This is a genomic window from Pseudoalteromonas sp. J010, from assembly GCF_003934235.1.
Classification (GTDB): domain Bacteria; phylum Pseudomonadota; class Gammaproteobacteria; order Enterobacterales; family Alteromonadaceae; genus Pseudoalteromonas; species Pseudoalteromonas peptidolytica.
Genome location: NZ_RDBW01000011.1, coordinates 225,777 through 238,140, shown reverse-complemented (window position 1 = coordinate 238,140; position 12,364 = coordinate 225,777). Strand labels below are relative to the sequence as shown.

The 12,364-nt window shown below is 42.2% G+C and carries 12 protein-coding genes; 6 read left to right on the top strand and 6 right to left on the bottom strand.

The window, feature by feature from the left end:
* Positions 1-188: 188 nt before the first annotated feature.
* Both EAG18_RS07900 and udk read right to left on the bottom strand, forming a co-directional pair.
* Entirely contained in the window at positions 189-1,412 is a 1,224-nt protein-coding gene (locus EAG18_RS07900; RefSeq protein WP_125251830.1) for a NupC/NupG family nucleoside CNT transporter, read from the bottom strand.
* Between the two features lie 12 nt (positions 1,413-1,424).
* Positions 1,425-2,054, bottom strand: coding sequence for a uridine kinase (udk, locus tag EAG18_RS07895; RefSeq protein WP_125251829.1), 630 nt, complete (start codon positions 2,052-2,054; stop codon positions 1,425-1,427).
* Positions 2,055-2,361: 307 nt separating this feature from the next.
* Here udk and EAG18_RS07890 point away from each other — a divergent pair, with 307 nt between their 5' ends.
* The 5 genes from EAG18_RS07890 (at position 2,362) to EAG18_RS07870 (ending at position 7,482) form a co-directional block, all read left to right on the top strand.
* The gene (locus EAG18_RS07890) at positions 2,362-3,573 is read left to right on the top strand and encodes a phosphopentomutase (protein WP_125251828.1); all 1,212 of its coding nucleotides are present in this window, start codon (positions 2,362-2,364) and stop codon (positions 3,571-3,573) included.
* Positions 3,574-3,587: 14 nt separating this feature from the next.
* Positions 3,588-4,289 (top strand): purine-nucleoside phosphorylase, encoded by a 702-nt coding sequence (gene deoD, locus EAG18_RS07885; RefSeq protein ID WP_125251827.1) that lies wholly within the window; start codon positions 3,588-3,590, stop codon positions 4,287-4,289.
* Positions 4,290-4,798: 509 nt separating this feature from the next.
* On the top strand, positions 4,799-5,770 hold the full coding sequence (locus EAG18_RS07880; RefSeq protein ID WP_275557248.1) for a hypothetical protein: 972 nt from the start codon (positions 4,799-4,801) through the stop codon (positions 5,768-5,770).
* Positions 5,771-5,839: 69 nt separating this feature from the next.
* Positions 5,840-6,580 (top strand): ferredoxin--NADP reductase, encoded by a 741-nt coding sequence (locus EAG18_RS07875; RefSeq protein WP_125251825.1) that lies wholly within the window; start codon positions 5,840-5,842, stop codon positions 6,578-6,580.
* 5 nt (positions 6,581-6,585) lie between these two features.
* The gene (locus tag EAG18_RS07870; protein WP_125251824.1) at positions 6,586-7,482 is read left to right on the top strand and encodes a hypothetical protein; all 897 of its coding nucleotides are present in this window, start codon (positions 6,586-6,588) and stop codon (positions 7,480-7,482) included.
* On the opposite strand, the gene EAG18_RS07865 is transcribed toward EAG18_RS07870, so the two are convergent.
* Positions 7,460-8,338, bottom strand: a complete 879-nt coding sequence (locus EAG18_RS07865; RefSeq protein WP_125251823.1) for a tetratricopeptide repeat protein — start codon at positions 8,336-8,338, stop codon at positions 7,460-7,462. The genes EAG18_RS07870 and EAG18_RS07865 overlap by 23 nt on opposite strands.
* 114 nt (positions 8,339-8,452) lie before the next feature.
* On the opposite strand from EAG18_RS07865, the gene EAG18_RS07860 reads away from it, so the two are divergent.
* A complete protein-coding gene (locus tag EAG18_RS07860) occupies positions 8,453-9,154 on the top strand; it encodes a transporter substrate-binding domain-containing protein (RefSeq protein WP_275557247.1) in 702 nt (233 codons plus the stop codon).
* 336 nt (positions 9,155-9,490) lie between these two features.
* Here the strand turns inward: EAG18_RS07860 and EAG18_RS07855 are convergent, their stop codons facing one another.
* From EAG18_RS07855 to EAG18_RS07845, 3 genes are all read right to left on the bottom strand, one after another.
* Positions 9,491-10,396, bottom strand: a complete 906-nt coding sequence (locus EAG18_RS07855) for a histone deacetylase (RefSeq protein ID WP_125251821.1) — start codon at positions 10,394-10,396, stop codon at positions 9,491-9,493.
* Between the two features lie 172 nt (positions 10,397-10,568).
* Positions 10,569-11,195, bottom strand: coding sequence for a response regulator transcription factor (locus EAG18_RS07850; protein ID WP_125251820.1), 627 nt, complete (start codon positions 11,193-11,195; stop codon positions 10,569-10,571).
* Positions 11,188-12,300: a histidine kinase gene (locus tag EAG18_RS07845; RefSeq protein ID WP_125251819.1), complete on the bottom strand. Its 1,113-nt coding sequence runs from the start codon at positions 12,298-12,300 to the stop codon at positions 11,188-11,190. The genes EAG18_RS07850 and EAG18_RS07845 overlap by 8 nt, the downstream gene beginning before the upstream one ends.
* Between the last annotated feature and the right edge of the window lie 64 nt (positions 12,301-12,364).

Sequence of the window (12,364 nt, the reverse complement as noted above, 5' to 3'; positions counted from 1 at the left end):
GGGAAAGGTATAATTTAATGTGGTATTAAATAGCAAAGTTTACAGGGGGAATAGTGAGCGATAGCTGGAAACGATAAAAGGGCCTAAAAGGCCCTTTGGTGAAGTATCGTTCAAGTTAGTATGGTCACTTTAACCCCTTAAAGCAACCAACCAATTGTTTTGCAACTGCGGCTTATCTCAATAAGTTTCTAAGCTAGCGAGAGGAAGAAACCTGCAATTGCTGCACTCATGAGGTTAGCCATAGACCCTGCTAACACTGCTCTGAGCCCTAGGCGAGCGATATCCTTTCTACGACTGGGAGCCATACCCCCGAGTCCGCCTAGTAAGATGGCAATCGACGATAAGTTAGCAAATCCACATAAAGCAAATGTGACAATCGCTTGAGTGTGTGTGCTCAACGTATCGCGATAATTCATATAATCTAGGTAGGCAACAAACTCGTTTACTACCAATTTTTGGCCGATAAAACTACCTGCCGTTACAGCTTCCGACCAAGGTACCCCAAGTAGCCAAGCGACAGGGGCAAAGACGTAGCCTAAAATTTCTTGTAGTGTCAGTGTTGGGTAATCAAAGATTCCCCCAATACTACCTAATAAACCATTGAGTAAGGCAATTAGCGCTACAAATGCAAGTAGCATTGCACCTACGTTTAGTGCTAAGTGCATACCACTTGATGCACCAGATGCTGCTGCATCTATTACATTAACAGGTTTATCTTCGCCACTATCAACATCTGATAAATTTTCATGTGGCTTTTCGGTTTCTGGCACAATCATTTTTGCCATTAAGAAACCACCCGGTGCCGCCATAAAGCTTGCTGCTATTAGGTATTTAAGTTCAACACCAATCGCAACATAACCAGCCATTACCGAGCCGGCGACTGTTGCTAAACCGCCCACCATGACTGCAAACAATTCTGACTGCGTCATTTTTGGGATAAACGGTTTTACGATTAGAGGCGCTTCCGTTTGACCAACAAAGATGTTTGCTGTAGCTGAAAGCGACTCAGGTCGTGATGTTTGCAACAGCTTTTGTAAGCCGCCACCTAAAATCTTAATAATCCAATTCATTATGCCAAGGTGATACAACACAGCCACGAGCGCTGAAAAGAACACGATTACCGGCAATACTTGAATTGCAAAAATAAATCCTAGCGAGTCTTGTTGAGCCAAAGGACCAAATAAAAAGCCAATGCCATCATTAGCATAGCTGATTACCTTTGCAACCGCGCTAGACATTGAAGCTAAAACGTTTTTGCCTGCTTCAATAAATAGTACAAAGCCGCCTATTAAGACTTGCAGTAAAAATGCGACGCCTACGGTGCGCTTATTAATAGCACTGCGGTTAGTCGAACACGCAAATGCTACACCTAGGAGCATCATCATACCCACTAGGCTCATAATTGTTGTCATGCCAATTTCCCGTTATTCTTGTAGCAAATATTTTATTTTACTTTTTATAATATCAATCGCAACGCGATTCATACCACCACGGGTCACAACCAAGTCGGCATTATGCTTGGATGGCTCGATAAACTGATAAAACATCGGTCTTACCGTTGCCTGATATTGTTCTACCACAGATGACAAACTTCTTCCTCTGTGCTCTATATCCCTTTGCATGCGACGCAGCAAACAAATATCCAAAGGTGTATCAATGAACACCTTTATATCAAACTCTTCACTTAATGCAGGATCACTTAACAATAAAATACCCTCAACGATTAGTATCTTTGCAGGATTAACTATTCGGGTTTTATCGCTACGTGTATGCTGTCCGTAATCGTAGGTAGGAACCTCTACAGATTCACCTTGGCGAAGCTTTGTTAAATGCTCGCGTAACAGCTCGTGTTCAAACGCATCAGGATGGTCATAATTCGTTTGAGTACGATGCTCTATAGGTAAATGCGATTGATCTTTATAATAGGCGTCCTCTTCGATTACCGCGATAGCGCCTGAGGCAAGCTCATTCACTAATTCGTTGTAAATCGTTTGACTAAAAAGAGACTTACCAGACGCAGATGCGCCAGCTATGGCTATAATAGTTCGTGTCACTAAAGTTCACACCCAGCAGTTGTTTATGTTGGAAGATCACAATAGCAAAAAAGACACGATTAATCTCTTTTGCCTCGCTTAATGAGCAAATTTAACGGGTTTGGCGGACTCAAAACAGGACTTATGTCCGCTGAAGGCAATTGATTGAAATTTGCAAGATCGCAACTTTTCGTGAATTTTGTGACTATTTTATGACAGCGGACTTATGTCCTGTACGATTTTTTTAACCAAACATAAAGTAACCAACGCTTACGGTAACCATGTATTTAAGAATAAATAACAGCCTAAGCAGTATAGAGAGGTATCTATGGCAAGAGCAATCATATTAATGGCGGATAGCCTAGGCATTGGCGCAGCACCAGACGCAGAACAGTTTGGTGATCTAGGTGCTAATACTCTCGCACATTTATTGCAGGCATATAGTGAAGAAAAAGGTGAAGCACTCGATTTACCTAATCTTTCTAAACTAGGTCTAATCGCAGCATGTGAAGCTGCGGGTAAAGAAACCTGCATCATTGCACAAAATATCGAGCCAAGTGCAGCTTGGGGATATGCAAAAGAATTATCAAGTGGTAAAGACACACCGTCTGGCCACTGGGAAATGGCAGGGGTACCTGTATTGTTTGATTGGGGTTACTTTCCAAATACTAACCCATGTTTCCCACAAGAGTTTATAGATGAGTTGTGCAAGCGTGCGGAAATCCCAGGTATTTTAGGGAACTGTTACGCGTCGGGCACCACTATTTTAGAACAGCTGGGTGAAGAACATATGCAAACTGGTAAGCCAATTTGCTATACCTCAGTTGATAGCGTCTTTCAAATAGCCGCTCATGAGCAATCTTTTGGCCTTGACAAGCTTTATCAAGTATGTGAAATCGCACGGGCACTGCTTGATGAAATGAATATAGGACGAGTGATTGCGCGGCCATTTATAGGCACGTCAAGTGCCGACTTTATTCGTACCGGTAACCGTAGAGATTACTCCGTGTTACCACCTTCGCCAACAGTGTTGGATAAGCTAGCCAACGACGGCGGCGAAGTAATTAGCATTGGTAAAATTGCAGATATCTACGCACATCAAGGGATAACGCAAAAGCATAAAGCCCCTGGTTTGTTGAATCTACTAGCAAAAACAAGCGAAGTGATGGACTCTGCACCGGATCACAGCCTGATTTTCACCAACTTGGTCGACTTCGACGAAAAGTTTGGTCATCGCAGGAATGCAGTAGGTTACGCTGAAGCATTAGCTCAGTTTGATGCTTTTTTACCAGAGATTATTGCCAAATTAAAAGCAGATGATTTGCTGTTAATTACCGCCGATCACGGTTGTGACCCAACTGCTGAAGGCACAGAGCATACGCGTGAATACGTGCCTGTATTGGCATATACACCGGGTATGAACAATACTCCATTAGGAGAGAGACAAAGTTTTGCTGACATAGGTCAAACGCTTGCCCAGTGGTTTGATTTAGACGCAACACAGTACGGTGAAGGCTTTAAGGCCGAAATAAAAGCCTAACTAAAGGAAACAATATGAGCACTCCACACATTAGCGCAAAGCCAGGTGATTTTGCAGAAACGGTATTAATGCCGGGCGATCCATTAAGAGCAAAATACATTGCAGAAAACTTCTTGGAAGATGCTCGTCAGGTAACTGACGTTCGCAACATGTTTGGTTTTACAGGTACTTATAATGGTAAGCCAGTCAGCATCATGGGCTCAGGCATGGGCATCCCGTCTATGTCAATTTACGCACGTGAGCTTATAGTTAGCTTCGGCGTTAAGAACCTTATCCGTATCGGTACATGTGGTGGAATTAGCCAAGACATTAAGATCCGCGATGTTATTTTTGCCCAAGGCGCAAGTACAGATTCAAACGTAAACCGTGCTCGCGTACGTGGCTATGATTTTGCTGCTATCTCTGATTTTGGTCTTTTGGAAAATGGTGTAAATGCCGCGCGTCGTTTAGGTATTGATGCAAAAATTGGTAATGTATTCACGACAGATACTTTCTATCAAGCGGATAGCGAATTTTACAAAGAATTAGACAAGCTAGGTGTAATGGCCGTTGATATGGAAACGGCGGGCCTATATGGTGTTGCGGCTGAGTATGGTGCAAAAGCAATGGCATTATTCACTGTAAGTGATCATGTTATTACTGGTGAAGCAACACCACCTGAAGAACGTCAAAGTACGTTCAATGAAATGGTAAAAATTGCGCTAGAGTCAATTTAATACAATTTAAAAAGTTCCTTGGTAACGTAATCGCAGAGTTTTGGAGACACGCCTAAAACAAAGCGAATCACACCCAAAAAAGCCGCTCCTAGCGGCTTTTTTTTTGAACATCACTCTTTGAAGCATTGAAAATTAGCTCGCACAAGATAAAGGTGGTAGAGTTTTAAGCAAGCGACTTTGTTTTATACCAATTGGCCTTAATGCTAACTAAATTTAGAAGAGTAAGCCTGACGCTAACTAGGTTAAAAATTTTTTCTTTTGAGCAATTAATACCAATGAGGCTTAATACTTGCTCAATTCGAAGGAGTAAATCTGACGCTAACAGCGTTAAAAATTTCTTATTTAGAACAACTAAATAGCAAAACGTTTGCCTTGCCTATATGGATGCGCAGGTACCTTAGCGATAGCAGGACGCGGTAGCGGAGGTATCGACAAGATTTTCGCGCCTCATAATAGACCACTTAATAAAGATAATTGGTATAAACTGGTTTGAGTTAGGAGTAATGACGATGCTCGCTATAGTTCTTTTTACTTTGATGATAAATAGTGGGGTTGGGCTGGACTGGGTTAGCCTTAACTCGCTAGTTAAAAATAAACCAGATGAAGCAATACAAGCATACCAAATTGCACTTTCGCGAGACAATCTCACTTCACGTGACTACTATCGGCTTCATAGCCTTGCCATTCGTGCGGGGGCAATTACATTTAATAATTCAGTGTTGTTAGCGGCACTGGAAGCGCTAAAAAATAAAGATTTTGATGCACTCATCGAGGAAAATAAAGTCAAACTACTCGCCAATATTGGTGTTGCTTATCGCTATCGAGAACAAAATCAACAGGCCATTTGGCACTATCGGTGCGCAATGAATGAGGCAACTAGCTCGCAGTACAAAGCGGCACTTAAAGTGAATATTGCCATTGCCTATACGCGAATCAATCAGCCTTCCCTTGGTTATAGCTTGCTTAAAAACATAGAAAAAAGATTCCTTCCAGATTACATGCGGGCAGGACTTGCAACTGCACTTGGGAATATTACGTTTGCACTAGGTGAGTCTGAAGAGGCGCTACGCTATTTTCAGGAAGCAGCAAAACAATATCGAGATGATGAAAATTATAAAGCAATGAGGCAAGTAAGTGTAAACAGCCTCGGAATACATCTCTTAAATGAAGACTTTGCTAGCTATCACAAAGTTTTGGCAGAAGTTGAGCTAGATGATGAGTTGATGAGCGCCAAGCAGCACTACCTATCTTGGCTTACTGAGTTAGAGCGCCTGTTAAAGCAAGGTAGCAATAAACCAAATTTGAATACGCCTGATATTATGAAAGCTTATGCGTTGGGTGCTGCAAAAGAGGATTATGCAGCGATGGTCAATGCCCATATTGATAAGTTTTCTCTCTCAATACCTAAAGTCGATGCACAGATTGTGGTTAAGGAGCCATTACCAATTGAACTGGGCAAGCCGTGGTGTTTAAACCTTTGACAAACGCCTGTTTTTTGCCATGGTTATGTTATTGCTTTTTATTGGTGAATAGCTACTTTTGGAGAAATCATGTCACAGTGGGTAAAAGGAGAGGTGATCGACATTGTTCATTGGACACAAACGCTTTTTAGTATTCGATTTAGAGCAGATATCGCGCCTTTTAAGGCCGGTCAGTACACTAAGCTGAGTTTAGTTGAACACGGCGTTCGAACGTCCAGAGCCTACTCTTTTGTGAACTCTCCATCAGAATCAACTCATGAAGTTCTGGTTGTAAGTGTACCTGAAGGCAACCTGTCCCCTGCGTTACATCAGCTCAAAGCTGGGGACTTCATTGAGGTCTCTCATAAGGCCAATGGATTTTTTATCCTAGATGAATTACCGCCATGCGATACACTATGGATGATCTGCACAGGTACAGCCATTGGACCATTTTTGTCTATGTTGGATGACGGTGAAATATGGCAACGGGTAAAACAGGTGCACCTCATTCATGGCGTTAGACTCAATGCTGACTTGTGCTACCGAGCAAAGCTAGAGCAACTGCAAGCGCAAAGAGATGAGTTTACTTATATCCCTTTAGTAACGCGAGAGCAACCTGAGGTGGGCTATCAGGGACGAGTTACGGAGCTTGTGGAAAACAAGCAATTATTAGCGCATTTTGGTTATTTACACTTCCCAGACAAAAGCCATTTTATGCTGTGCGGTAATCCCGATATGGTAAAACAGCTCAGTGCTCAGTTACAGAAGATGGGTTTTGAACGTCATAGGCGGGCAAAGCCCGGTCAGATCACTGTCGAGCAATACTGGTAATAGCAATGCAGACTAGGTTTATCTTTTTGGTATATCTGACACTGGTATCTTATAGCGTTATTGCCGTCCCAAAAGTCATCAAAGTCGTAGATGCAGCGAAAGAGAATGGAACGCCCCAGAATCAATACTTTCTGTCGGTTTTACGCTTGGCCCTAGATAAGTCACAGCATAGATATGGCGAATACTGGTTGGAGCGCATCGACTTACCAATCAACCAGTCTCGACAGTTTAAAGAGTTAATTAAGCACAACATTGATGTATTTTGGACTGTCTCTACAGCTGCAAGGGATGGGCAAGCACAGCCTGTAGCTATCCCAATTGCATTTGGCAGTTTTGGTATTAGGGTATTGGTCAAAAATGTCGCTGATAAGGCCAAGCTAAATACACATTTGTCCTTATCGGAGTTGCAAAAGTTCAAGGTCTTATTAGGTAAAGACTGGCCTGATGTTGAGATTTTCGAAAAGTCAGGTTTTACAGTCGAAACGTGTATGGATGGCCTCACCTGCTATCGAGTGCTTACAAATAGTACCGGCAGGGTCTTTCCGAGGGGAATAATTGAAGTAATACCCGAAATAAGATCTTTTGGAGATCAACGACTTAGCTACAATGGCAAGAATCTATTGCTCTATCCGTCTACAGTGTACTTCTACGTCAATAAGGAAGATAGCAGCCTTCACCGTCGCTTGGAATACGGCTTAACCCAAGCGCTTAAAGATGGCTCATTAGCTGCACTTTTCTATGAAAGTAGCTTGATGGATGAACTAAAAAAGCACTTTAATCTGCAAAGTGCTTCGGTCCATCAAATAGGTAATCCTTTGATCAAGTCAAAAAAGCAGCTCGAGACAGTGACTCAATTACAAACCGAGCTGCTAAAACACCTTAACTATTCACCAGCTCGTTAAAGCTTTGGTTGTCTGCAAGGCTAGCAAAAGCTGGTTCATGCTGTAACTCATTCTTTAAGTTCGGTGCATACTCAAGCGCCATACGAATATCAGCCATTGCATCTGCATGTTGATAGAGCATGGCGTATGCACAAGCCCGTTGCCAGTAGGCATAGCCGTAATCGCTGTCGATTTCTAATGCCTGATTACATAGGTCGATAGCGGTGTTAGTTTGCCCAAGCTCCAATAGCGCATCGGCTTTGTAAGCAATAGCCTCAACATCTTCGGGCTTACGGTTGAGGATCTCATCGTAAATTTCAATCTTAGAATTCATATCACTTTCTAGGTTTGCTCGCATCCAAAGTGAGTGTACTTCGTTGGTGATTGAAATTTTCTTTTGATTATTGAGGATCTCCTCAGAGCGCTCACGTAGTTTTTCTTCTAATACTTGTAGGCGCTTTTCGTATTCATCGGTAATAGTACCTACACGCTGACTAACAATATCTTCAACTTTACTTTTTATGTCTCTAAATGATGACCATCCAACGACCACTAAAATTGAAGCAGCTGCGGTTATAAGAAAGAGCACGTTATTAATGGTGTCGGTGGTATAAGTGATAGCACGATCAGCGGTATCTAATTGTGAATGGCTGATTTTTTTTTCAATGTCAGCTCTAAGACGCATTTGATCTTCTCTTACCGCTTTTAGCTCATCAAGGATGTAACGCTCGATTAATGGACGGTACATGGGTTCTTGTAATTGGCTTAAAGCCTGTTGTTGTTGGTTTTCTGATGGCTTGTTCTGTGAGGGCGGCTCTGAAGCTGAAGAAGTCAAACTAAAAGCGGCAAGAAAAATAAATAGTACTATGCTTTTCATATTAATAATCTAAAAATTATATTTTGCAATATGGTGCATGAGTTAAATAGGAATTGCAAAAGCTTAACTGAGAAAGCCGCTTGGCGTTGTCCTTTTTTCGTAATGCGGCCTTTATTGCTGATATTACTATTAAGTGGTGTAAGTTATGCCAACACTTTGCTTGTGGTGACTGAGGAGTGGCGTCCCTACAACTATACCAATGATGAGGGAGTCATTGTCGGTAGAGCGACCGACAAAGTACGTGAAGTGCTGTCGATGGCAGGGGTTAACTATGAAATAAAAAGTTTTCCGTGGATCCGCGCAATGGAGACGGCAAAGAGTAGGCCGAACACCTTGATTTATACCATCTACCGCACGACGCAGCGTGAGGAAGACTACGAATGGGCGTGTCCCTTGATCCGTCCCGTACCAATGTACTTTTTTAAACTGAAATCAAGAAAGGATATTAAGGTTACTCAACTTGAAGACGCGAAAAATTATACTTCGGCAGTGCTCAAGGGCAGCCTTTATCATGAATTTTTGCTTAAAAATGGCTTTATAACTGATAAACATTTGATAGTTTCAGCGGAGCCTACTAGTTTTTACAAGCCATTCTTTAGAGGACGTATCGATCTTGTTATGTCAACGGAGTACTTGATGGGGGAGGCGCTTGCTGCCGCTGACATGGAATACGAAGATGTTGAACTGTTAGTAGAAGTAACAAAAGCGAATCAACAACGCGGCTGTATGGCTTTTAATAAACAAACCGATCCGCTGATAATTAAAAAAGTTCGAAGAGCATTGGCTGAACATAATAATAACTTTGTTGGTCCATAGCTGTTACCTTTGTTATTTGCAGGCAACGTATGAGTTATGTGCTGTATTTTTTATTGAAGCTTAAAAACCTTGCCTCGGATTACCTAGATGACACTTTTAGTTCTGTTATTGCAGTGGTAACGCTAACGCTATTGTCTTCAAGCTGTGCGATATATTTATTCAGGAAGAAACTTCGTTTATTTGAGTGACGGGGAGTAATACCAAAAAAGAGAAACGCGCACCATTGGTGCGCGTATTCAGTGCCATCGTGAAGGGGGGTTGTCCTAATAGCCCGAGGGCTGTTCAAACCCTTCATGATAGTAAACGAAGAGTGACAGAAAAAAGATCAATTATTTTTTAAATTTTTGCAGCTTGTTGAACTACTATTGCGTGACGCTTTGCAAGACGCTGATGATTTTTGTCGTAGCCACCGCCAATCACGGTGGCTACGGGAACACCATGTTTATGGCACAACCCTAAAACCAGCGCATCTCGTTTTGCAATGCCAAGCCAAGATATATCGAGTTTTCCAAGGCTATCTCCTTGCCAAACATCGACCCCAGCATCATAAAAAACAATATCAGGGTTAAGGTCCAGCAGCAAAGACTCTAGCGTGTTCGCTACGATATCGAGGTAGCGGCTATCTGTTAAACCAATATCTAACCCTATATCTAAGTCACTTTGGTGTTTACGAAATGGAAAATTCTTTTCACAGTGAATTGAGCAGGTGAATACGTACGGGTTGTGCTTCAGCATAGCTGCTGTGCCATCGCCTTGGTGAACATCTAAATCAAAAATGAGCGCATTGGTGATCTTTTGTGTGTTGATAAGCTCTGTTGCGGCAAAAGCAAGGTCATTTACCATACAAAAGCCAGAACCAAAATCGAAATGTGCGTGATGTGTGCCTCCTGCAAGATGGCAAGCTGTACCGTATTGCAATGCTAACTCTGCTGTTTTCAGTGTGCCAAGTGGCGCAGTAAAGGTACGTGCCATCAGTGCATCTGACCACGGTAAGCCAATTCTTCGCATTGCCTTTGGGTCAAGTCGATTATGCCACAAGTCCCAAAGGTACTGTTCACAATGCACCAACTCAAGAGGCGATGGCGAGCCAAGCTCTGGCTCATAGACATTATTTTGTATTAGCCCTAGTGTCTTGAGCTCTTGATATAGACGTGCAAACTTACTCATCACAAAGCGATGTTGCGGATCAAAGTTAAATGAGTAATTGGGGTGGTAAACCAGCGGTAAGTTTGGGTTGTTCAAAAAAAGCTCAGGAAAAGTTACAAATAGGTATGTTAACCATTGTATTAGCGAACGGCGCTATTTTGAAGCATGGGAAGACACAAATCGTATGGACTGACATACTGCCACGTCTTCGTACTGTCCGTTTGAGTAAGCAAATAGAAGCAAAATTACCTCACTCTAATTAGTAATTCTACTCTCCAAACCCCAATTCTTTTGCTTTTAATGTTGCTTGTGTCCGGTCTCGAACTTGCAACTTTGATAGCAAACAAGATACGGAGTTTCGGATAGTACCTTCTGCTTTATATAAGGTGTTGGCTATTTCTTTATTAGAATAGCCTTTGGCAATTAGTTGTAATATATCTCGCTCGCGGGTGGTCAGTTTGTCTAACGTGAGATCTGGCTTTTCCATTGTCTCAGCCAACTCTTCTTGAACAATAATCTCACCTTGATGAACTTGTCGGACAGCGGCGATTAGCTCTTCTAATTCTATATCTTTGAGTAAACAGCCTTTGGCGCCAAGCGCCATAGCTTGTTTCAGCTTGGTAGTGTCATTAAACGTGGTGAGAATAATCACTTTAAAATTCACGTTGATATTATCTAATGCGCTCAGTACATCAACACCATCTAAAGTAGGCATGCGCATATCCAAAAGAACAATATCGGTACTGATCTTATGCTGTCGTACTAGCTGTAAAAATTCGTCGCCACTGCCGCAGTGACCTGCACACACGATGTCATCACTAAGTGACAGCAATGCTCGCATTCCCTGTCGTACAAGCGCTTGGTCGTCGACCAGGTACACCGAAATTTTAGTCATTAGTCACCCCAAATTGGATAGTTAATGTGACACCTTGTTTGGTTACAACCAACAGGCTGCCACCAAGCTCTTCAATCCGCTCTTGCATACCGACTAGTCCATTACCAAACCGTATACTGTTAAGTGTGATACCATTATCACTGATCTTTATGGTTAACCCATTGTGGTTATATACGGCCACCTGCATTTTGTCAGCTTTTGCATGTTTTAACGTATTGGTAATCGCTTCTTGGCAGCACTTTAAAACACAGTTTGCATAACTCAGCTTTTCAAGTAATGGATGATGTTCGTAATCAAGTTCGATGTTCAATCTAGGTATAGACTCAGTTAGTTTGATGAGGGCATCGTATAAATCTATATGCTCATTGCTACGCTTATCACTTACTAGGTCACGAATACACGTAAGTGTCTCTCTGGCTTGCTGGTAACAACTATCAAGCAATTCGTTCAGCGGCTGCGCAGCGGTTCGACGTGCAACGTCTAAGTTGACAATGAGGCTGGTAATTTGGTGTCCAACATCGTCATGTAACTCACGCGCAAGTTGTAACCTTTCTTGCTTAGCAATACTTTGGCTGAGTAGAGACTGGGTTGCAGAAAGCTGACTATGCGCCAGTTGTAGCGCTTCTTTAGCCTCTTGCTCTTTTTGCATTCGCTTGCATACAACAAAAGCAAAAAGTTGAAAGCATGCAAACAACACGGCATTTAAGTATTCAAATCCATTGTGCCAGAAGAAGTACTGCGAACCGACGTAAAAGCACGATGTAAATATAATGTAGCCAAGTGCAAAGCTAAGGGGCACATAGAATGCCAGTATACCGACAACTTTTACATTATAAATGAGATGGATGGCAGCAGGCGAGGTGATACTGATAGACTGGATCAGTATTGCAAGTACAACGAGCATTGCATATCTTGCCTTATATCCATAGTGCTTTTCAGATTCGTTGATACATAATAATACCAATAGCAGTATTGCGATATGCTGAAACCAAGGCAGCCACTGAACACTTTGCTTTACATACGTTAAGCTCGGTATAGCAACCGCTAGCCAAGTGACAAGCGTAGTTATTAGCCAAGAAGTTGGGTAGCGAAAAAAGCCAGGCATCTAGTTACTCCTACCCAACAGCTGTTATTGGGTATCGTTATTCCTTTATCACTCAATAAATTAT